At 59.8% G+C, this 19390-nt stretch carries 22 protein-coding genes; 17 read left to right on the top strand and 5 right to left on the bottom strand.

Annotation, left to right across the window (positions count from 1 at the left end):
* Positions 1 to 31 precede the first annotated feature (31 nt).
* Genes PJE01S_RS00110 through PJE01S_RS00090 form a run of 5 tightly spaced genes read left to right on the top strand, consistent with a single transcriptional unit; the run spans position 32 to position 4328 of the window.
* Positions 32 to 1186, top strand: a complete 1155-nt coding sequence (locus tag PJE01S_RS00110) for an acetamidase/formamidase family protein (protein ID WP_245660500.1) — start codon at positions 32 to 34, stop codon at positions 1184 to 1186.
* Positions 1187 to 1203: 17 nt separating this feature from the next.
* Positions 1204 to 2055, top strand: a complete 852-nt coding sequence (locus PJE01S_RS00105; protein WP_245660498.1) for an ABC transporter ATP-binding protein — start codon at positions 1204 to 1206, stop codon at positions 2053 to 2055.
* Entirely contained in the window at positions 2052 to 2906 is an 855-nt protein-coding gene (locus PJE01S_RS00100; RefSeq protein ID WP_068831112.1) for an ABC transporter permease, read from the top strand. Before PJE01S_RS00105 ends, PJE01S_RS00100 begins: the two co-directional genes overlap by 4 nt.
* 38 nt (positions 2907 to 2944) lie before the next feature.
* Positions 2945 to 3991 (top strand): ABC transporter substrate-binding protein, encoded by a 1047-nt coding sequence (locus PJE01S_RS00095; protein WP_068831111.1) that lies wholly within the window; start codon positions 2945 to 2947, stop codon positions 3989 to 3991.
* Positions 3992 to 3998: 7 nt separating this feature from the next.
* Positions 3999 to 4328, top strand: a complete 330-nt coding sequence (locus PJE01S_RS00090) for an NIPSNAP family protein (RefSeq protein WP_068831110.1) — start codon at positions 3999 to 4001, stop codon at positions 4326 to 4328.
* Here PJE01S_RS00090 and PJE01S_RS00085 read toward each other — a convergent pair.
* A complete protein-coding gene (locus PJE01S_RS00085) occupies positions 4319 to 5173 on the bottom strand; it encodes a helix-turn-helix domain-containing protein (RefSeq protein ID WP_068831109.1) in 855 nt (284 codons plus the stop codon). The genes PJE01S_RS00090 and PJE01S_RS00085 overlap by 10 nt on opposite strands.
* Positions 5174 to 5353: 180 nt before the next feature.
* Between PJE01S_RS00085 and PJE01S_RS00080 the strand changes: the two genes are divergently transcribed.
* From PJE01S_RS00080 to PJE01S_RS00065, 4 genes are read left to right on the top strand one after another with little or no spacing between them, the layout of a single operon-like run.
* Positions 5354 to 6118 carry an alpha/beta fold hydrolase gene (locus tag PJE01S_RS00080; RefSeq protein WP_068831108.1) on the top strand — a complete coding sequence of 255 codons (765 nt, stop codon included), beginning with the start codon at positions 5354 to 5356 and terminating at the stop codon, positions 6116 to 6118.
* Positions 6119 to 6124: 6 nt separating this feature from the next.
* Complete coding sequence (locus PJE01S_RS00075) at positions 6125 to 7042, top strand: alpha/beta hydrolase (protein WP_068831107.1); 918 nt, start codon at positions 6125 to 6127, stop codon at positions 7040 to 7042.
* Positions 7039 to 8085, top strand: coding sequence for an Ldh family oxidoreductase (locus tag PJE01S_RS00070; RefSeq protein WP_068831106.1), 1047 nt, complete (start codon positions 7039 to 7041; stop codon positions 8083 to 8085). Before PJE01S_RS00075 ends, PJE01S_RS00070 begins: the two co-directional genes overlap by 4 nt.
* Positions 8086 to 8120: 35 nt before the next feature.
* Complete coding sequence (locus PJE01S_RS00065) at positions 8121 to 9092, top strand: tripartite tricarboxylate transporter substrate-binding protein (protein ID WP_068831105.1); 972 nt, start codon at positions 8121 to 8123, stop codon at positions 9090 to 9092.
* Positions 9093 to 9194: 102 nt separating this feature from the next.
* Here PJE01S_RS00065 and PJE01S_RS00060 read toward each other — a convergent pair whose 3' ends face one another.
* Positions 9195 to 10241 (bottom strand): LacI family DNA-binding transcriptional regulator, encoded by a 1047-nt coding sequence (locus PJE01S_RS00060; protein WP_068831104.1) that lies wholly within the window; start codon positions 10239 to 10241, stop codon positions 9195 to 9197.
* A 141-nt stretch (positions 10242 to 10382) separates the two neighbouring features.
* On the opposite strand from PJE01S_RS00060, the gene PJE01S_RS00055 reads away from it, so the two are divergent.
* The 8 genes from PJE01S_RS00055 (at position 10383) to PJE01S_RS00020 (ending at position 18296) form a co-directional block, all read left to right on the top strand.
* Positions 10383 to 11279, top strand: a complete 897-nt coding sequence (locus PJE01S_RS00055; protein ID WP_068831103.1) for a dioxygenase family protein — start codon at positions 10383 to 10385, stop codon at positions 11277 to 11279.
* Positions 11280 to 11292: 13 nt separating this feature from the next.
* Positions 11293 to 12063 carry an SDR family NAD(P)-dependent oxidoreductase gene (locus tag PJE01S_RS00050; RefSeq protein ID WP_068831102.1) on the top strand — a complete coding sequence of 257 codons (771 nt, stop codon included), beginning with the start codon at positions 11293 to 11295 and terminating at the stop codon, positions 12061 to 12063.
* A gap of 32 nt (positions 12064 to 12095) precedes the next feature.
* A complete protein-coding gene (locus PJE01S_RS00045) occupies positions 12096 to 12986 on the top strand; it encodes a beta-keto acid cleavage family enzyme (RefSeq protein WP_068831101.1) in 891 nt (296 codons plus the stop codon).
* 46 nt (positions 12987 to 13032) lie between these two features.
* Complete coding sequence (locus PJE01S_RS00040; protein WP_068831100.1) at positions 13033 to 14028, top strand: quinone oxidoreductase family protein; 996 nt, start codon at positions 13033 to 13035, stop codon at positions 14026 to 14028.
* Positions 14029 to 14043: 15 nt separating this feature from the next.
* A complete protein-coding gene (locus PJE01S_RS00035) occupies positions 14044 to 14394 on the top strand; it encodes a cupin domain-containing protein (RefSeq protein ID WP_068831099.1) in 351 nt (116 codons plus the stop codon).
* A 39-nt stretch (positions 14395 to 14433) separates the two neighbouring features.
* Complete coding sequence (locus tag PJE01S_RS00030) at positions 14434 to 15432, top strand: tripartite tricarboxylate transporter substrate binding protein (RefSeq protein ID WP_068831098.1); 999 nt, start codon at positions 14434 to 14436, stop codon at positions 15430 to 15432.
* Positions 15433 to 15903: 471 nt separating this feature from the next.
* Entirely contained in the window at positions 15904 to 17124 is a 1221-nt protein-coding gene (locus PJE01S_RS00025) for a YncE family protein (RefSeq protein ID WP_068831097.1), read from the top strand.
* A 161-nt stretch (positions 17125 to 17285) separates the two neighbouring features.
* On the top strand, positions 17286 to 18296 hold the full coding sequence (locus PJE01S_RS00020; protein WP_068831096.1) for a porin: 1011 nt from the start codon (positions 17286 to 17288) through the stop codon (positions 18294 to 18296).
* Between the two features lie 47 nt (positions 18297 to 18343).
* Here the strand turns inward: PJE01S_RS00020 and PJE01S_RS00015 are convergent, their stop codons facing one another.
* The 3 genes from PJE01S_RS00015 to PJE01S_RS00005 all read right to left on the bottom strand — a co-directional run.
* Complete coding sequence (locus PJE01S_RS00015) at positions 18344 to 18601, bottom strand: uS9 family ribosomal protein (RefSeq protein WP_068831095.1); 258 nt, start codon at positions 18599 to 18601, stop codon at positions 18344 to 18346.
* A gap of 16 nt (positions 18602 to 18617) precedes the next feature.
* On the bottom strand, positions 18618 to 18935 hold the full coding sequence (locus tag PJE01S_RS00010; RefSeq protein ID WP_068831094.1) for a GNAT family N-acetyltransferase: 318 nt from the start codon (positions 18933 to 18935) through the stop codon (positions 18618 to 18620).
* 75 nt (positions 18936 to 19010) lie between these two features.
* Positions 19011 to 19390: alpha/beta fold hydrolase (locus PJE01S_RS00005; RefSeq protein ID WP_157090175.1), on the bottom strand; the 380-nt coding region annotated here is incomplete at its 5' end.

The following is a 19390-nucleotide window of genomic DNA, read 5'->3' as shown; positions in this document are numbered from 1 at the left end:
TCCGACCATGCAAAGTCAGACATCTTGCAGCGTGTCCCTGGACGCCTTTGAGGGCGCAGCCCAGTCTCTCGGCATGCCCACCGGACGACGCCATCTTTTGAGAGGTGCGGCGGCGGCGCTTGTCGCGCCGCTCGCCGGATGCGCAGCAGCCGGCCATTCAGGCCCAGCCATCGACAAGGCGCCCGCGCCAGGCAGGACACATGTTGTTGAATCGAACTCCAAAACCGTCACCGTCGGTTTGCTCGACCCGAAAGCCGCCCCCGCGGCCACCATCGATTCCGGTGACATCGTTTCTTACCCAAACACCTGGGTAAATTGGGCCAACGAACCTCGCTATGGTATGTCGTTTGCCGAGCGCGAGCCGATCCGGCGCCGGTATCCCAACGGCCCCTACTCGAACATCGGTCCTGTCATCATCCGCGATGCCGAGCCCGGCGATCTGGTCGAAATCCGCACGGTACGCGCGCGGCCGATCGAATGGGCATGGAACTCGGCGCCGGCCAACGTCGGCGCCATCCCCGAGGATTTTGACAAACCTTACCTGAAGTACTTCAAGTTCGACTCGGACCGCAAGAGCGTGGAATTCACGCCAGGCATTCGGCTTGAGCTGCACCCCGGACAAGGGCTCTTTGCGACCCAGCCACCAGGCGACAAGGCGGTCAGCGGCATTCTGAATGGCGCCTATGGCGGCAAGCTCGGCTTGCACGAACTGGTCGAAGGCACGGCGCTGTTCCTCCCCGTATTCCATCCGGGTGGCCGCTTGTGGACCGGCAACTCGCACGCTGTGCAAGGCGATGGCATGGTCAACCAGACCGCGATGGAAACGGCGATGGAAGACCTGCGTATCCAGTATGTGCTTCACAAAAAGGTCACTGCCGGCCTGCCCTTGGCCGAGACGCCGACGCACTGGATCGGGGTGGGATTCGGCAAGACGCTGGACGACGCGCTTGTCAACGCGCTACGCGGCATGCTCGACTGGGTCAGCGCCGCGCTATCGATGGACCGCGCTGACGTCTATGCGCTGTTCAGCCTGGCAGGCAGCTTCCGGGCCACTAAATTCGCACGGCAGCGCGGGTCGGTCTACAACGAGGTACCCGCACAAACCATGCACGCCATGCTTCCCAAGAACATTCTGTCGGCACAGCTGGCAGAGAAGCTCTCGCAGTCATTGCGCAAGCAAGCCTGACCGCACCTTCACACGCAATGGACACCATGACACAAAACCCGGTGATCTCGCCCCAAATGGCTGACCTGTGCTCGCCCGCTCGCATACCGCAGATCGCCGCCCGCAATCTCTGCAAGGAGTTCGTCTCCGGCGGCCGCCGCGTGGTTGCGCTGCAGGACGTCAACGTTGTGATCGAGCGGGGACAGTTTTGCTGCATTGTCGGTCCATCGGGTTGCGGAAAGACAACCTTTCTGCGCATCGTCTCCGGGCTTGAGACCCACACGTCAGGGGAGCTCAGGCTCACACATTTCAACCAGACCAAGCCGCTGCTGTCGATGGTCTTCCAGGAACAGTCGATCTTTCCATGGATGACGGTTGCAGACAATGTCGAATACGGTTTGCGCATGCGCAAGGTTCCCAAGGCCGAGCGCCGCGACACGGTACGCCACTACCTGGAAAAAGTAGGCCTCTCGCAGTTCGCGGGATCATTTCCTCACCAGCTGAGCGGCGGTATGAAGCAACGCGTCTCCATAGCGCGCGCGTTCGCCAATGACCCGGAGATTCTGCTGATGGACGAACCGTTCGCGGCCTTGGACGAGCAGAACAAGGCCATCCTGCAGGAAGAGCTGCTGCGTATCTGGGAAGAGTCACGCAAAACAGTTCTGTTCATCACGCATTCGATCGATGAGGCGCTGGTACTCAGCGACCGTGCGCTGGTGATGACCGCACGCCCCGGAACGCTGAAAGCGGACATCGACGTGCCGCTGCAACGTCCACGCGGCGCCTACGAGATCCGGTCAAGCCCCGGCTATGCGGAGCTCAACGAGCGGATGTGGAAAGAACTGCGCGAAGAAGTGATGCACGCCCGTCTGACAAAGGAACTTGCATGAGCACGCCGAACGTTCTTCCTGTCCCTGGACCCGCCCCGCTGGTCGAGGTACGCGCATCGTCACGGTTGGTCGTTCGCAAGGTGTCACCGGAAACCATCGAACGCGTCGTCGCCGTGCTGGCACCTGTACTGCTTCTGGGGCTGTGGGAGGCGCTGACGCGGTCCAATGTGCTGGACCAACGCTTCTTTCCAGCGCCCTCCTCCATCGTTGACACCTTCTACCACATGACATTCAAAATGCCATGGGACAACTCGCTGGCCTACCACGTTCTGATCAGCCTGTCGCGAGCGCTCATTGGCTTTCTTCTCGGCGCCATTCCTGCCATCGCTATTGGTGCCATCATGGGGTTGGTACCCATCGTACGGGCCGCCGTACAGCCGATCGTTGGAGCGCTGTTTCCGATACCCAAGGTGGCAATTTTGCCCCTGCTGATGCTGGTATTCGGCATCGGCGAGGAATCGAAGTGGGCCATCATCGCCATTGGCGTTTTCTTTCAGGTCTTGATCGCGACAGCCGCGGGCGTCTCCAATATCGACAGGATTTATCTCGACGTTGGCGCCAATTTCAAGGCCGGGCGCATCGCCACCTACACCACCATCGCCTTTCCCGGTGCGCTACCGATGATCGTGGCCGGCCTGCGCTTGGGCTGGGGCTCCTCGCTCCTGTTATTGGTGACTGCCGAGATGGTGTCGAGCCAATCAGGCGTCGGCTTCCTGATATGGCGCGCCTGGCAGCTGATGACAGTCGAAGACATGTACGTAGGTCTGGTCGTTATTGCATGCATCGGCATTACCTCGTTCTGGCTGATTGACGCACTCGAATCCCGATTGCTTCCGTGGAAGCGCCGCTGAGGCAGCGCACTTCAGAAAACATTTTCCGGAGACAAAGCATGAATACAAAATCGCTCTCACGCCGGGCGCTGCTGGCGGGTTCAAGCGTCGCACTCGCGCTCTCGCACCCCTTCCTGCATGCCCAGACCGTCAAGGCTCCCAACGCACGCATACCGCTATCGCCACCGGTCAAGCTGCGCGTCGGCATCATCGCTGCGATGTTCGATGCGGTCTCGATCATCGCCGCAGAAAAAGGGTACTTTCGCGAGGAAGGCCTGGACGTTGAGATCAAGGCCTTCCCCGGTTCGGGTGAAGCCGCGCAGGCGCTGGCGATTGGCGCGCTGGACACGCTGGCGAGCGGCCCCAACCCGATGATCTTCAACTCGCGCAGCCGCAACATCGACCTGACCATCGTCGCGACGGCGGGCCAGCATTCGCCGGGGCACGGCTCCATCAGCTTCGTGATGCGGCGCGACCATGTCGAGAGTGGCCGTTACAAGACACCCGCAGACCTGAAAGGGATGAAGCTCGCCTCGGGCCTGGCCGCGCCAAGCAGCTGGTTCGTTTCACAGCTTGCGCTGCAGTCCGGCGTGACCGAGAAGGAATTCGAGATCATTCAGTTAGGCCTGCCCAACGTCATCGCGGCACTGGGCAACAAGTCGATCGATGCCGCCTGCATCAACGAACCGCACGCCACACTTGTGCTCAAGCGAATCAATGGCGTGCGCATCATGTCCATGGACAAGTTCCGCCCCAACTTCCCCAACGGCTACTTGATCTATGGGCCTTCATTGACGAAGACTAACCGGGAGGCCGGGCGCCGCTACATGGTCGCGTACATGCGCGCGTTGCGCGACTACCGCCAGGCATTCATCGATCCTGGCGCGAGAGGTTCCTCCGAAATTACGGCGCAATTGAAGAAATACAACATGGAGATGTGGCCCGAAACGCCTATGCTCGACTTCCCCGCGAGCGGCGCTCCATCGTTCGTCGCGGTTGACGAATTGATTCAGTGGCACCTGAAGATGGGAAATATTCGCTCCGTCCCGGACCTGAAGGCACTCACAGACGACAGTTTTCTGCAGTACGCACGCACACAAACCTGAGATTGACATGCTTATCGAACAACGCACCTATACCCTGGAGCCCGGAAAAATGCGCCAATACCTGGCGACCTACGAGAAGGAAGGGCTGGAGATACAAAAAAGAATACTAGGCCACTGGCTCGGTTGCATGGTGACTGAAATCGGCCCACTGAACCAGGTTATTCACCTCTGGGGATTCAACAGTTTCGAAGATCGCCTGGCGCGCCGCGCGCGACTGACGGCCGATCCCACATGGCAGAGCTACCTCGCCAAGGTTGCGGGGCTTGCCGTGCACCAGGAAAATCGCATTCTGCTCCCTGCGGCGTTCTGGAGTCCACCGGCTGCGGCTCAAGCCTGATCAGGTGAGGCCTGGCTCAGCATGCCGCGCTTGAAGTCACTTGGCGGGAAACCTATGTGCCGGGCGAAAAATCGTGCGAAATGGCTCGGTGCCGAGAACCCCAGGTCGTCCGAGACTTGAGTGACGCGCGAATTCGGATCGGACAACATGCGCGTGGCCAAGGTCATGCGCTCCCAATCCAGGTATTGCTGCGGCGAAGCGCCCAGGCAATTCTTGAACTGCTCGAAAAATCTCGAACGTGAAAGCCCCACATGCGCAGCCACATCCTCAAGACTCGGATTGCTGGCCGCGTTCTCGCGCATGAACCGCGTAGCGCGCATGACGCGCGCATCCATAGGCCGCTCGGCCAGCAGCGCTTTCTTCGAGAACTCCTGGTCGCAGTATGCCTTGACCAGCGCACGGACAAGGTCCCTCAAGATCGGTGTGCGCTCCTCATCGGACATCTCGATACCAGAGGTCAAGCTGATCGCAATTCGCACGACGCATTCGCGCACTTCAGGCGTCAATTGAACCAAAGAGGACGGAAACATCTTTGCGCGCGGCGGTGACTGAACGCCCAACACCTGCGTCATCCAGGGCCCGTTCAGCAGCGCCGTCAACACCAGCGTGGCGGCGCCCCGGCTTTGGAGTTTGGCGTGGGGCTCCCACGGATTCACGAGGATGGCACTGTTGTCATTCAGCTCGAATGCCGATCCATTGACCGTGAACCCGGTGTCGCCGCCGCCAATCTTGAAGATGAAGTTGTACTCCGAATGCGCATGCTCGACCAGGTCGCGCGCTGTGAGGTTCAGCGTGATCCGCCCGAACTCTCCCTGCATCACCGAGGATTGGCGTGAGTCTTTCATCACACCTTCCTACGCAGAAAAAAAGAATCGGACGATTGGGTACGGTATCGGCATGGCGCGTTGTGCATTTTTCTCTTTCCCTGACTACAGTAAGTAGCTCAAAGGTCTGCCGGGATTCTAGGCATGCAACCATCCGCAGGTCAATGCGGGATAACACGTGAAACAAGAAGCGAGGATTACATGGCAAACAGCGTCGTAACGGTGGGCCACGGCCCGATCAAGGTCCTGGCCCTTCATGGCTGGTTTGGCTGCGCGGAGGGATGGGGACCTTTCGTCGATGTGATCGACCCACAAAAATTCACGTATGCGTTTATGGATTGCCGCGGCTATGGCGGGTCGATGCACCTGCAGGGGAACTACACGATTTCGGAAATAGCATCGGACGCGATCGCGGTTGCAGACCAGCTGCAATGGGAGCGCTTCTCGCTCCTCGGCCACTCCATGGGCGGCAGCGCAATACAGCACGTCCTCGCGGATGCCGCGCCTCGTGTACGCGCCTTGGTGGCCGTGACGCCAGTGCCGGCCAGCGGCGTTCCTTTCGGCGATGAAACCTGGAAACTCTTCTGCAGTGCCGCAGCCAACCCGCAAGCACGGCGCGCCATCCTGGACGGCAGCACCGGTGGACGTCTTTCGGGCCACTGGCTCGACTGCATGACGCAGCGCTCACTCGACCGGTCACGCCAGGACGCGTTCGCAACCTACCTGGAGTCGTGGGCAAGGACCGACTTCTCAAGCCGTATCGCGGGTGCGGCGCAGCCAGTCAAGGTGATCGTCGGCGAAGCCGATCCCGGCCTGACCGAAGAGGTCATGCGGCAAACCTACATGCGCTGGTATCCGAACGCCGAGCTTCAGGTCATAGGCAATTCCGGGCATTACCCCATGGACGAGACGCCGGTCGCTCTGGCGACCAGCGTTGAAGAATTCCTCTCGCGCACGAACGCATAGATACCCATGCTACAAACCATCCGCATCCCATCTGACGGCCTGATGCTGTCGGGAATCCTCAGTATTCCGGACCAGCTGGCAGCCACCATGCCTGGTGCCTCGTATCCCATCGTGGTCCTGCTACATGGATTTGGCGCCAACAAAGAAGACCACGTCCTGGCGATCACACACGCCTTTCTCGACAAGCTGGGCTATGCAACCCTGCGTTTCGACATGCGTGGATGCGGTGAAAGCGAGGGCGAACGCGCCAAGGTGTTGTGCGAAGACCAGGTGCGTGACGCGCACAACGCCGTCACATGGCTACTTTCAAACGCCAACGTCGACACCAGCCGAATCGGAATATTCGGCCACAGTTTCGGCGCGGCCATCGCCGTGTACGCGGCAGCTACCGACAACCGGATTGCCGCCTGCATCTCATCCGCGGGCTGGGGCGATGGCGCCAGCAAATTCCGCGAACAGCACGCGTCGCCACAGGCGTGGGAAAAGTTCACTTCGATGATGGAAGATGGTCGCGCACGAAGCCGGGCCGGCGAGTCCATGCGCGTATCGCGCTTTGACATCGTGCCCATCCCCCAACACATGCGCGCAGGACTACCGCCCGGCGCCTTCATGGATTTTCCATACGAGGTCGTCGAAAGCATGTTCCGCTTTCGGCCTAATGACGTGGTCGCACAGATCGCGCCCAGGCCCCTGCTGCTGCTGCATCCCTCGTTCGACTCGGTCACGCCGACGAGTCAGTCGATCGAGCTGTTTCGGCACGCGAAGATGCCTGTGGATCTTCACCTTTTCGCAGGCATCGATCATTTCATTTTCGCCGACGAAAACACCATAGCGCTCAATCTCCTGAGCGATTGGCTCGCGAAGAATCTGGCCGGGCAAGACAAGGCATGCGAAACACACTCGAAGAAAGGCAGCGGCCAATGAGCGCTCTCGCGCCGGTGGATCACCACGATCTGCATAGCTTCACCGTGATGCTTCTGGAAGCGGCCGGGCTGAATCCTGCTCAGGCCGTACAGGTCGCGGATGTTCTCATCTGGGCCGACTTGCGCGGCACTGGCTCACACGGAGTTTCGAGGCTTCCCCTCTACTTGCGATGGCTCGCGTCTGGCGAGATGCGACGCGACGCGAGCATCGAAGTGGTACTTCAGTTGCCCGCCTTTGCCATGCTCGACGCAGGCCGAGGCCCCGGTGCGGTAGGCATGGGGAAGGCCGTTGAGCAGTCCATCCAGCTGGCGCGCGACGGTGGTGTGGGTATTGCGCTCCTTCGCAACACGACACACACCGGCGCACTGGGCTACTACACGCAGGCCATTGCAGCACAGGGTCTTGTGGGCATGGCCGTCGTAGCGTCCGGCCCGATGATGGGCTATCACGGCGCGGCAAGGCCGGCGGTTTCCACGAGCCCGATTTCGATAGCGGCCCCCAGGGGCGCCGGCGTTGAGCCACTCGTCTTCGACATGGCAACCAGCGTGGTTTCACTGGGCAAGCTGATGCAGGTGCGCAAGGCGGGACAGGCGATACCGGCCGGATGGGCGCTCGACGCTCACGGCCAGCTCACCACCGATGCCGACGCGGCCGTCATGCCCGCGCCCCTTGGCGGCCCCAAGGGGTCAGGGCTGGCACTGATGGTCGAAGTGCTGGCCAGCATACTGTCGGGAAACCCGATTCTTGCGCCAGGGCTTTCGGCGCCGCCGGGTTCGCAGCCTCAGTTTCAAAACGCATTCGTGCTCGCACTCGACGTGGCACGCATCGATGCTGGTGGCCACTTCTTCGGTGACATGGAGGATCTGGTGACGCAGATCAAGAAGCTGCCGGTGGCGCACGGCATGCCCGAAGTACTTCTGCCTGGCGAACGCGGCACCCGCGAATCCCGGAGCCGCCAGGCCGCCGGCATCATGCTGCCACCATCCGTACGCGATGAGCTGGCCCTTGTCGCCCGCAGCTTCGACGTTAAGCTTCCTTGGTAGGCACCCATCCTTTCTTCACTTCCCAGGCGATCCAAATGCATCCCAGGTCCTTTTTTTCTCGTTCGCTCATCAATGCATGTGCTGCACTGGCGCTCGCCTTTTGTGCCTGCGCCTCGGCCCAGGTGTTTCCGCTCAGACCCCTCAGAATCATCGTTCCATTCCCCGCGGGCGGGGCGCAGGACATCCTCGCTCGCACGCTGGCAGATGGCCTGGCCGCACGCTTCAAACAGCCTGTCATTGTGGAGAATCGTCCGGGCGCCGCCGGCAACATCGGTGCGGAAGTGCTTGCCAAGGCCGCACCCGACGGATATACGCTGGGCATCCTGAGCGGCGTGCATGCCGCAAATGCGGCCTTCTATCGCAAGCTTTCCTACAGCCTTGAGCGCGATTTCGTCCCGGTCAGTGCACTGGGCGACTCGGCGGTGCTCATCGTCGCATCCAATCAAGTCCCGTTCAAAACGATAGGCGAAATGCTGGCGTACGGCAAGGCCAACCCCGGCAAGTTGAATTTCGGCAGCACGACGAGCCTCACCATAGACTTGCTGAAAGTGCAGACCGGCGTGGACGTGACGATGGTTACCTACAAGGGCCTGGGCGACGCGTTGCAAGACCTGATAGGCGGGCGCATCGACCTCGGCGCCGGCCCCTCACCGCAACTCATTCCTCTCGTCAAGGAAGGGAGAATCAAGGCGCTGGGCCTTGCGAGCCGCAAGCGCATTGCCGAGCTTCCCGGCGTCGCCACCGTTGCCGAAACCATCGATGGCTATGATGCCGGCATGTGGTACGGCCTGTTTGCCCCCGTTGGCACGCCCCCTGCGCTGGTTTCGCTTATTGCACATGAAACCGCACAGATTTTGTCCTCGAAATCCACTCGCGACAAGCTGCTTATGCAAGGGATCGATCCCGCCTTTTCCACTGCATCGCCGCAAGCTATCCGTGAGCGAATCCAAACTGAAACCGCGCGATGGCGCAAGGTTGCGGCGAGGACAGGAAACTACGCAAACTGAGAGCGTTACTTGATGGAGTCCCGGGTTGAAATCCAGCCGCGAATACGCCGTCGGATTCGACCCTGCTGCCGTCCAGCATCGGAATCCTTGCCTTCAAAGACGCTAGCTTGTCTTTCGAGCGGATGCTGTGGACGATCTGACAATAAGCTTCGGCGTCAGAACCCGCCTGCTCGGGGCTTGGCCGGGCGTCTTCAGATGTTCAAGCAGAAGCTGCGCGGCCTGGCGGCTCATTTGGTCCACCGCAATGCGGACCGTCGTCAGCGGGGGGGCGATCAGATCGACAAATGGCATGTCGTTATGGCCCACCACCGATACATCCCCCGGGACGGACAAGCCATGCTGATGAAGTGCGTCCAATACGCCCATTGCAATCAAGTCATTGGCGCCAAAAATCGCAGTGCACGCCTTGGTCTGATTCAATAACTCAAGCGCCGCCGTCAAACCTTCCTGCCGGGTGAACGCCCGGGCCTCGACCACGCGTGTCTGGATTCCGAGGCTCTCGCTCAACTCTTCAAAAGCCTGGCGGCGGGCTCGTCCCGTCGATGAACTGCTCGGCCCTGCAATGTGGGCGATAGCCCTGTGACCCAACTTCATCAGGTGCTCAAGCACCAGGTGAACGCTTTCGCTATCGTCATTGACCACACTAGAAAACCGTCGTTCACCAAAGCCGCGGTTAACCAGGACTGTGGGGATTGAAAGCTGCTCTGCGGTCGCCAGCATCGGATCGTCACTCTCCGCCGCGAGGATGAGCAGGCCTCCCACCTGCCGGTTGGCGAGCGCGACCACCACATCCCGCCTTTCGTCGGGTTCCTCGGGTGTCTGAATCACCAGGCACATCAACCCCTGCTTTCGCAGTTCAACCTCCAGTCCCTGGACGATGGGGCCAAAAAGGGGATTCCCCAAGTCAGGCACGACGATGCCAATGAGATTTGTCTGCTTGGTCCGCAATGACGCGGCTACCGCGTTGGGGCGGTAACCCATCTCCTTGGCTATCTGTTCAATTCTTTGGCGCGTTTGCGCAGACACCTTCTTGTCGATCCCGCGAAGCGCTCGAGACACGGACGCAGGATGGACGCCGGCCGCCCTGGCGATGTCCTCGATCGTCGGTGGATTGGTTGCTTGATTATCGTCAGGCGTTATTTTGGACAAACGTTTGTCTTTCGTAATATGAAATATTGGCGATCAAAAACTCAAATAAGGGAGAAAACAATCCAATAACGGACAAAAACTTGCACCATTTTAGTTTTTGAAGTAAATTTAAGGCAATCGATTGCCTTAATGGTGCCTTAAATGCAAATACCACCTCCCCCAAAAAAAGCTCTGCCATCGTCAGATCCGGCCGCATTGCTGCAAGCCGTCCTCGAGACGAACGCGACAACCGCCAATCCACGGCTTCGGCATATCCTGGATTCACTGATTAAGCACGTGCATGCATTTGCCCTGGAAGTCGATCTCACGCCTTCGGAGCTGGAGTATGGGCTGGATTTTCTGGTGCGCATTGGGCAAGCGAGTGGTGCAAAGAAGCATGAAGGTATTCTGCTCGCAGACATTCTAGGACTCGCGACCTTGGTGCAGCTGCGCGACGCCCGCCATGCACTGGAGGCGGGCGGAACAGAACCCGCGCTGATTGGCCCGTTCTGGCGTGCCAACCAGCCACTTCGTCAAAACGGCGAATGCATCACTTCCCCTGATACACCGGGCCCCTTGCTGACAGTCACTGGTCATGTCCGGTCCCTGGATGGAACGCCAATTGCCGGCGCCCGGGTGGAGACCTGGCAGGCCTCCCCCAAGGGTCTCTACGAGAACCAGGACTCGACCCAACAACCGATGAATCTGCGCGGGCGGTTCGAAACTGATGCGCAGGGCCGGTTCTCCTTCGTCAGCGTCCGGCCCGCTGGGTACCCCGTGCCCATTGATGGCCCTTGCGGAGATCTGCTCGCCGCACAAGGGCGCCATTCCATGCGCCCCGCCCATTTGCATTTCATCGTTGTCGCACCTGGGCACAAGGTGCTTGCGACGCAGTACTTCGACGCAGAAGACCCGCACGCCTATGACGATGTCGTTTTCGGTGCGGTTGGTTCGCTCCTGCGGACTTTCGAGCCGGATGGACAGGGCGGTTTCAAGCTCGACGTCGATTTACGGCTCGAGCCCGGTGCTACCCGTGTCCCCAAATGCCCAATTCCCTGACTGAAAGAGCGACATGAATACAAGAACCTTCGCACCGCGGGAACGCCTGGACGGCGAAATCGCAGTCATCACCGGTGGTACCGGCGCCATCGGACTTGCCACCGCGCAAAGAGCGGCTCAACTTGGCGCCCGGGTCGTCCTTCTCCATCGCAAAGATGCGGGAGACGCTCAGCCAGTTTTAGATGCGCTTTCCGGCTCGGGCCACTTTGCAGTCACGGCCTCGGTGACGGACAGCTCCTCACTGGAGGCCGCGGCTGAACTCGTACGCAAGGAAGCCGGCAATGCCAGTGTGCTTATCAACTGTGCCGGCTTCACCAAGCCCGTTGCCGCGGCCGACCTGTGCGGCCTGAGCGACGAGCTGATCGACGACATCTTCGCGACCAATTGGCGCGGCACGTTCGCGGCCATCCGGGCCTTCGCCCCCCAGATGAAAGCCGCGGGCGATTCCGTGGTGGTCAACGTTTCGTCCATCGCCGCATTCACCGGCATGGGCAGCAATCTGGCTTACTCCGCAGCCAAGGCCGGCACAGATGCACTGACCAAGGCCCTGGCGAAGACATTGGGTCCGCAGATACGCTGCCTGGCCGTATCACCGGGGGTCGTGGATACGGGCTTCGTTCCGGGCCGCGATGCGGCGTTCAACGAGCGGGTTGGACAAACGATTCCTCTTAAGCGCGTGGGAGTGGCCGACGACGTCGCAGCGGCGATCGTCGCGTGCTGTACCTCTTTGCGCTACGCCACGGGAAGCATCATCGTCGTGGACGGTGGGCGTCACCTCGGATAAGCGCCCAACCCATAGTTAGCTGGAGACACCCGATGGACCAACCCACCATTCTGACTTGTGCCGTCACAGGCAACCTGACCTCGCCTGACCAGACGCCGCATCTGCCTATCACGCCGGCCGAAATCGCCACCGCATGCCTTGAGGCTGCGGAGGCGGGTGCAGCCGTAGTGCACATCCATGTACGCGATCCGCAGACTGGGCGACCGTCCATGAACGTGGACCTATACGCTGAAGTTGTTGCCGAAATTCGGACTCGTCGTGCGGATCTCGTCATCAACCTGACCACGGGACCGGGGGGGCGGTTCGTTCCGAGCGATGACGATCCACAGGTGGCGGCACCTGGCAGCAACTTGATGATTCCAGAGCGTCGGGTTGAACATATCGCCGCGCTCAAGCCCGATATCTGTTCGCTCGACTTCAATACGATGAACTCGGGAGATCAGGTCGTCATTAACACGCCGAAAAATGTTCGCAGGATGGCCAAGGTCATACGCGACGCTGGTACGGTTCCTGAGCTCGAGTGCTTCGATAGCGGGGATCTCATGCTCGCGCAGGCGCTGATAGCCGACGGCAGCCTCGAGGGCCCTGGTCTTTACACCTTGGTGATGGGCGTGCGCTACGCAATGCCCTTCAAGCCCGAAACCCTGTGGCACGCACGCTCCCTTATCGCCCCAACAGCCAACTGGTCAGCGTTTGCTATCGGTCGTCACGCATTCCCCGCAGTGGCACAGACCTACCTGCTCGGTGGAAATGTGCGCGTTGGCTTGGAGGACACCGTCTATTTGGACCGCGGCCTCCTGGCCAAGAGTAACGCCGAACTCGTGAACAAGGCCCGAAGGATCGTCGAGGACCTCGGCGGTCGGCTTGCCACGCCCCAGCAGGCGCGCGAGCGCTGGGGGCTGCGCACCTCGAATAGACCTTGATCGGCACGCCCAGTTCTATGCAATTGCTTACCTAAAGAAATACATGATGAAAAACCAAACTACTGGACGCGCGTTACGTCTGAACCAAAAAGCAGCTACCGCAGATGCGCTGCAGCCCGAGATCGTCGAGATGCCCCTGCCCGAGCCGGCAGCCGGCGAAGCCGTGATTGAAGTACTCGCGGCCGCGGTCAACCCAAGTGACGTGAAGGCGGCGCTCGGATTGATGCCCCGCGCAATTTGGCCGCGAATCCCCGGCCGAGACTTCGCCGGACGCGTTGTTGCCGGGCCGCGCGAGTGGATAGGTGTCGCGGTTTGGGGCACCGGCGGTGATCTGGGCATCACACGTGACGGTACCCACGCGCGCTATCTGGTGCTTCCGGTGCAGGCACTGACACGCACTGCGAGCAAGATGTCGCTCGCCGCGGCTGCGACGATCGGCGTGCCTTTCGTCACCGCGCATGAGGGTCTGCGCCGCGCTGGCCTCCAAGGCACCGGCCAAACAGTGGTCGTGTTCGGCGCGAATGGGAAGGTAGGCCAAGCGGCAGTTCAACTTGCCACCCGAGCAGGCGCCACCGTGGTGGGCGTGGAAGTGGGAGCCGAAGCCTATGTGGGGCATAGCACGGGGCCTGTTCACATGGTCAATGGCTCGCAACAGGAGCTCGCCGCCGCTGTTCTTGAGGCGACGGCCGGAAGAGGCGCCGACATTGCCTACAACACCGTTGGATCACCGTACTTCGCAACAGCAATCGACAGTCTCGCAGTGGGCGGTGTGCAAATTCTCATCTCGACGATTGAGCGCAGCGTCCCTTTCGACATCCTGGCCTTTTATCGAAGAAATCTGCAAATGCTGGGTGTGGATACCTTGAAGCTGGACGTAAGCCAGTGCGCCCGGATTCTGGCGCTGCTGCTGCCAGGCTTCGAAGACGGCTCGCTCAAGGCTTTCGGCGTTGATGAGGCGACGCTGATTCCGCTGGACGAAGCACCGACCGCCTATCGCCGTGTGCTTGCAGGCACGCGCGACCGCATCGTTTTCGCGCCTTAAGTCCGGAGCAGCGTGATGAATATCGTCGAACACAACAAAGCCCCCCTATACGACGCACCAGGTCACCAAGGCATGGTGATGCGACGTCTGCAAGGCAAAGAGGCTGGCCCAAGCCAGAGCGCATGGATCGGACTCTCCGTCATCGAACCCGGAGGGGGAACGACATCTTCGGCCTCCGACGTCGAAAAGTTCTACGTGGTGCTATCGGGCGAGTTGACAGTCGTTGCTCGCCGGGGCTCCCTCATACAGGAGGTCAAGCTAAGGCCGCTGGACAGCTGCCGTATAGAGCCCGAAGAGGCGCGGCAGCTAATCAATCAAACCAGCTCACCCGTAACCGTGCTGCTGGTCATGCCCAACAAGGCCTAGCAGTGAATTGATTTGTACTCAAAAAGCCAGGAGAAATCCATGAAAGCCACTCCCAAGAACCGTCGTCATGCGCTTAATCTGTTGATGGCCGGCCTGGTCGCCGGACTCGTCGGCCGTGCATCACCCGTACGGGCGCAAGACACCTATCCGAAGCAACCCATCAGGTTTCTGGTCCCATACACAGCGGGTTCGGCAACAGATATTACGGCACGAGCGCTGAGCGAGCAGCTGTCGAAGGCCCTCAAGCAGCCCATCGTGATTGATAACAAACCCGGAGCAGGTGGTACTTTGGGTGCCTACCAGGTCGCGAGCGCCAAAGCCGATGGGTACACGGTGCTCATTCACTCCGCAAGCCATGTCGCTAACGCCGCGTTGTACCCAGGGCTGAAGTACGACACATTAAAGGACTTCACGCCAATCACGATGCTCGCCACCTTGCCAAATGTGCTGGTCACTGGGACAGGCAGGGACTTCCACACGGTACAGGAACTGGTTCAAAAGGCGAAGGCGGCGCCGGGGACGTACACATACGCCTCGGCGGGCAACGGCAGCGCCACGCACCTGAACGCCGAGAAATTTCGTGCCTCGGTGGGAATCAATGCAATCCACGTCCCTTTCAAAGGTACGCCAGAAGCCTTGACCGAGGTCATGGCGGGTCGGATCGACTGGTTTTTCGCGCCTTTGGTCTCGGCGCTGCCCCTGATCAAGTCTGGCAGACTGGTTGCACTAGCGGTCGGCACCCCTAAGCGCTCCCCTGTGCTGCCCAGCGTGCCGACGACCCTGGAAGCGGGCTTTACCGGCTCGGACTACACCTTCTGGGTTGGTATGTTTGTGCCAGCCAAGACGCCAGCGGACGTGGTGGAGCGTATCCACGCAGAAACGATCAAGGCGCTGAAGTCAGACGTGGTGCGTGAGCGGTTGGAGACACTTGGTGCTGAGGTCGCGCCCATGCCACAGGCTCAGTTCGCCTCACTAGTCAACGCTGAAACGAGCGACTCTGCCGCGCTGATCAAAAAAATCGGAATGAAGGTCGATTGATCCGAACCACCGATACATGCTCGTCGCATATCCGCAGGGTCGTCATCGGGGGACATGTGCGAGTTTCGAAAACAGCGCAGGGCCGGGCTGCGACTCGACAGCTGAGTTGCGATCCACTCGGCGCAGAGGCGCTGCGTAAGCGTGATCCCATACGTGCCACGAGCAGCCCGAGAAAGCACCCTCCATTTCCTTGCCGATCGGCGTTGGAGTAACCAGCGCTGCAGCAATTCATCATCAAAAAAACCAACATGAAGAAACCACTCGTTGCCATTGCAAGCGGCTGGCGAACCCATCTTAAACCGTGGCCAATGGGAGACCCCCGGCTGTGCGGGATGGCAGTAGCAGTTTGACATTTACTCAACTCCGCGTACTGCTACCCCTATCGGAGCAACCATGAAGAAGCCCTCCTGGTCACGATCCCTCTCGTGCCATTGAGGCGACGGCTATCGATTTCAACCCAAGGAGACATAGATGAAGCACGGAATTTTTTCAACCCTAGTACTGGCATTGGCGGTATCTGCTTGCGCAAGCGGTGGCGCGTTCGCGGAGCCCCGTCAATTGGCTGCGAGCCCTATCACAGGTGTAAGCACAGGAACTAACTTTTCCTTTGATCTGGGGATAGTGGTCGGCAACCGCTATTACCTGAGCGACAAAAGCAACGCGGCTATTGACGTCTTTGACACAGCAACCAGCGTGCAGGTCGGACAGATCAAAGGATCGGGGCCTAATGCATTTGCCGGCAACGTCAAGACCAACGGCAAAGCCGACATTCCACGCTCCGGTCCGAACGGTATTAATGCGGTGGGGAGCCTTCTGTACGTTGGCGATGTGAACTCGGTCAAGATTATTGATCCAGCCGCGAAGAAAATCATCAAGACCATTGTCGTGGGCGCTTCAGGCACGCGCGCGGATGAGGGCTGCGTCGATGCAGTACACGGCCTGTATATGATTTCATCGCCAGAGGCCGACACTCCGTTTGCGACCGTCATCAACACAGCGACCCAGGCTGTCGTTGCCCAAGTCACATTTACAGACTCAAAAGGAAAGCCGTCCGGCGGGCTTGAGCAGTGCCGCTACGATCCGGGATCCGATACGTTCTACGTCAACAACGACGGAACGACAGACAATCCCCACGGCGAATTGGTTGCGATGCCCGGCGCGTCTATCCGATCCATTACCCCTGGTGCGACGGTCAATTACACGACTCTGGCTGGCATGCGCGAATTCGGCCTAGGCGACTGCGATCCGACTGGTCTGGCGCTTGGGCCGAACACGGACGTGGCGGTGGGTTGCCGCCCAGAAACGGCCGGCGCACCCTTGCTCGTCCTTATCATGAACCGAACGACGGGCAATATCGTTGCGTCGGTCAATGCCGGAGGAGGTGATCAGATTGAATATGACGTGTCCACCAATCGCTATTACAGCGCTGCGAGCCGCTGGAATGCCTCAGGCAAAGCGAACGACCACGGCGCATGCAGCGCCGCAAGCCCTTGCACGCCCGTTCTCGCGATCATCGATGCTGGCACTCGAACCCTCGTAACCCAGTTGCCTTCGGGGAATAACGCACATTCCGTGTCCGTGGATGCAGTCACTGGAAAAGTGTTCATGCCAGCCTCATCGGGCGTATCTCCGCCTGGGTGTTCTACATGCTCTAACGAGCCGGCTCGACTTCTGACCTTCGCGGCGAAGTGACAGTGCCGCTTGGCCGACGTCTGGAGATGGCTCCGGTCAAGCGGCAATCGCTCCGTGGAGCAGACCCTGTGGCGCAGGCCTATTGCAATTTCTTCGGTTCTGTCGCAATAAGCCAGCGCTGGTAAGCAATCTTTAACTTTAACTACTTGGAGAAATTCTCAATGAAAAAGACCCTGATCGCTTTGGCCGCACTTGGTGCAATGGCCGGTGCCTATGCACAATCTTCCGTGGCCCTTTACGGCGCAGCAGACACCTGGCTGGGCAGCACTAAAGAGACAGTTGGTGGCGTTGGCGTCAATCAAACCGTCATCAACACGTCTGGTGTCAATGGATCGCGTTTTGGCCTGAAGGGCACTGAAGACCTGGGTGGCGGTTTGAAAGCCATCTTCGAGCTCGAAAGCGGTTTCAAACTAGACACCGGTGAATTCAGAACTGCAGGCGCTCTGTTTGACCGTCATGCCTTCGTGGGCCTGCAAGGCGGTTTTGGTACCGTGACTATGGGTCGTCAGGAATCTTCATTTGACGATCTGCACGGCGATGTTAACCACAACTATGATGCAGTCACCTTTTCTGCCACCGGCGCTGTTGCTGACAACGGTATGGCTGATTACACCGACCGTGTCAGCAATTCCATCAAGTACACTTCGCCTGAATACGCTGGCTTCAGCGGTTCTGTTCTTCTTGGCTTGGGTGAGAACAAGACGGCATCTGCAGATGCAACAAACATCTACTCCCTCCATGTGAAGTATGAACACGGCCCGCTGTTGGTGGGTTATGCATATCAACAAGAGAAGCAGGCTAAGGATCCTGTGCTTCTTACTCAAGACAAGAACAAGTTCAACCTTATTGGTGCAAGCTATGATTTTGGCGTTGCGAAGCTGGTGGGTAGCTACAAAACCGCCAAGAACGCCACGACCAAAGACAAGGAATACCAGTTTGGCGTGTCTGTGCCTTTCGGTGCTGCTGCCATTTCTGCAGGCTACGCACACTCCAAGAGCGACGCTGGTGACGTGACCCACACGGGCAAAGGCTACTCAATTTTGGGTACTTATGACCTGTCCAAGCGTACCCGCCTGTATGCTGGTGCCCAAAACACCAAGGCCTTTGTGTTGAACGCAGCGGCCGAAACCAAGATCGTTACCTACGGCTTGGGCATTCGCCACTTCTTCTGATTTTTCAGCTAGCGTAAGCTAGTTGTTGGAAAAGAAAAATTAAACCTTCACGGTAGAAATGCCGTGGAGGTTTCTATTGGGGTGCGGCAGCGAGCTACGACGAGCTCTCGGGCGGACCCGGCGAGACGAATGCCGAGGATGCGGCGCGCGGCCGCCTCGTCCAACTCGACCCAGTCATAGGTGACGACGCTTCGGCTCAGGAAGTCGCGAATCTCGAAGGCCCGCGCGGAATAGGCAGACCCGAGCAGGCGAACCCGGGGACGGTGGAGTTCCTCAACCGTATCGATGGCAGCGGGCGATGTCATGAGAGCCTTTCCGTTGTCAGAGTCCGAGCAAGGCGCAGCCTTCATCGGCCAGCAAGTCGTGCGTCTCGGGATGCGCGCGCATGTAGGCCGCGAACACGGGGCACTGCGGTATGACGCGAAGGCCGCGCTCACGCGCGGAGGCCAGGCTCGCCAACACCAACTGCGTGGCGACGCCTTGCCCTCGCAGGGCTTCGGGCACCCGCGTGTGGAGGAAAGTTATGACATTGCCCGCCAGCGCGTAGATGGTGACCGCACGCTCGCCTTGCGACGCGTATTCGAAGCGGTGCTCCGACGGGTTGTCCTGAATCGAAGCGAGTGTGGAGGAAGTGGTCATGAAAGGTTCTCGATGAGGGCTCTGCGGTTCAGGTGTCGACGGTACCCGGCCTGCGCGCCCCGGGGCGCAGGTCCCTCAGCCCCGGATGAACGCCAGCAGGTCGGCATTGACCTGGTCGGCGTGCGTGTTGCAGGTGGCGTGCGGCGCGCCGGCATAGGCCTTGAGCTGCGCGCCCTTGATCATTTCCGCCGCGAGCTTGCCAGTGGCCTCGATGGGCACCACCTGGTCGTCGTCGCCGTGGATCACAAGCGTGGGCACGTCGATCTTCGCCATGTCGGGACGGAAGTCGGTTTCGGAGAAGGCGGTCACGCAGTCGATGGTGGCTTTGATGGAGGCTTGCAGGGCGATCTGCAGCGTCTGCTTGAATACGCCTTGCGACACCTTGGCGCCCGGGCGGTTGGTGCCGTAGAAGAGCGTGTTGAAGTCATCAAGGAACTGCGGGCGGTCGGCGGCCA

The organism is Polaromonas jejuensis NBRC 106434 (assembly GCF_001598235.1).
In the GTDB taxonomy this organism is placed as follows: domain Bacteria; phylum Pseudomonadota; class Gammaproteobacteria; order Burkholderiales; family Burkholderiaceae_C; genus Polaromonas; species Polaromonas jejuensis.
This window is presented reverse-complemented; position numbering and strand designations above follow the sequence as displayed.

Coding starts and splice junctions, on each gene's coding strand:
- PJE01S_RS00105 (WP_245660498.1), top strand. CDS start 1,204: ATGGACACCATGACACAAAACCCGGTGATCTCGCCCCAAATGGCTGAC.
- PJE01S_RS00100 (WP_068831112.1), top strand. CDS start 2,052: ATGAGCACGCCGAACGTTCTTCCTGTCCCTGGACCCGCCCCGCTGGTC.
- PJE01S_RS00095 (WP_068831111.1), top strand. CDS start 2,945: ATGAATACAAAATCGCTCTCACGCCGGGCGCTGCTGGCGGGTTCAAGC.
- PJE01S_RS00090 (WP_068831110.1), top strand. CDS start 3,999: ATGCTTATCGAACAACGCACCTATACCCTGGAGCCCGGAAAAATGCGC.
- PJE01S_RS00085 (WP_068831109.1), bottom strand. CDS start 5,173: ATGAAAGACTCACGCCAATCCTCGGTGATGCAGGGAGAGTTCGGGCGG.
- PJE01S_RS00080 (WP_068831108.1), top strand. CDS start 5,354: ATGGCAAACAGCGTCGTAACGGTGGGCCACGGCCCGATCAAGGTCCTG.
- PJE01S_RS00075 (WP_068831107.1), top strand. CDS start 6,125: ATGCTACAAACCATCCGCATCCCATCTGACGGCCTGATGCTGTCGGGA.
- PJE01S_RS00070 (WP_068831106.1), top strand. CDS start 7,039: ATGAGCGCTCTCGCGCCGGTGGATCACCACGATCTGCATAGCTTCACC.
- PJE01S_RS00065 (WP_068831105.1), top strand. CDS start 8,121: ATGCATCCCAGGTCCTTTTTTTCTCGTTCGCTCATCAATGCATGTGCT.
- PJE01S_RS00055 (WP_068831103.1), top strand. CDS start 10,383: ATGCAAATACCACCTCCCCCAAAAAAAGCTCTGCCATCGTCAGATCCG.
- PJE01S_RS00050 (WP_068831102.1), top strand. CDS start 11,293: ATGAATACAAGAACCTTCGCACCGCGGGAACGCCTGGACGGCGAAATC.
- PJE01S_RS00045 (WP_068831101.1), top strand. CDS start 12,096: ATGGACCAACCCACCATTCTGACTTGTGCCGTCACAGGCAACCTGACC.
- PJE01S_RS00040 (WP_068831100.1), top strand. CDS start 13,033: ATGAAAAACCAAACTACTGGACGCGCGTTACGTCTGAACCAAAAAGCA.
- PJE01S_RS00035 (WP_068831099.1), top strand. CDS start 14,044: ATGAATATCGTCGAACACAACAAAGCCCCCCTATACGACGCACCAGGT.
- PJE01S_RS00030 (WP_068831098.1), top strand. CDS start 14,434: ATGAAAGCCACTCCCAAGAACCGTCGTCATGCGCTTAATCTGTTGATG.
- PJE01S_RS00025 (WP_068831097.1), top strand. CDS start 15,904: ATGAAGCACGGAATTTTTTCAACCCTAGTACTGGCATTGGCGGTATCT.
- PJE01S_RS00020 (WP_068831096.1), top strand. CDS start 17,286: ATGAAAAAGACCCTGATCGCTTTGGCCGCACTTGGTGCAATGGCCGGT.
- PJE01S_RS00015 (WP_068831095.1), bottom strand. CDS start 18,601: ATGACATCGCCCGCTGCCATCGATACGGTTGAGGAACTCCACCGTCCC.
- PJE01S_RS00010 (WP_068831094.1), bottom strand. CDS start 18,935: ATGACCACTTCCTCCACACTCGCTTCGATTCAGGACAACCCGTCGGAG.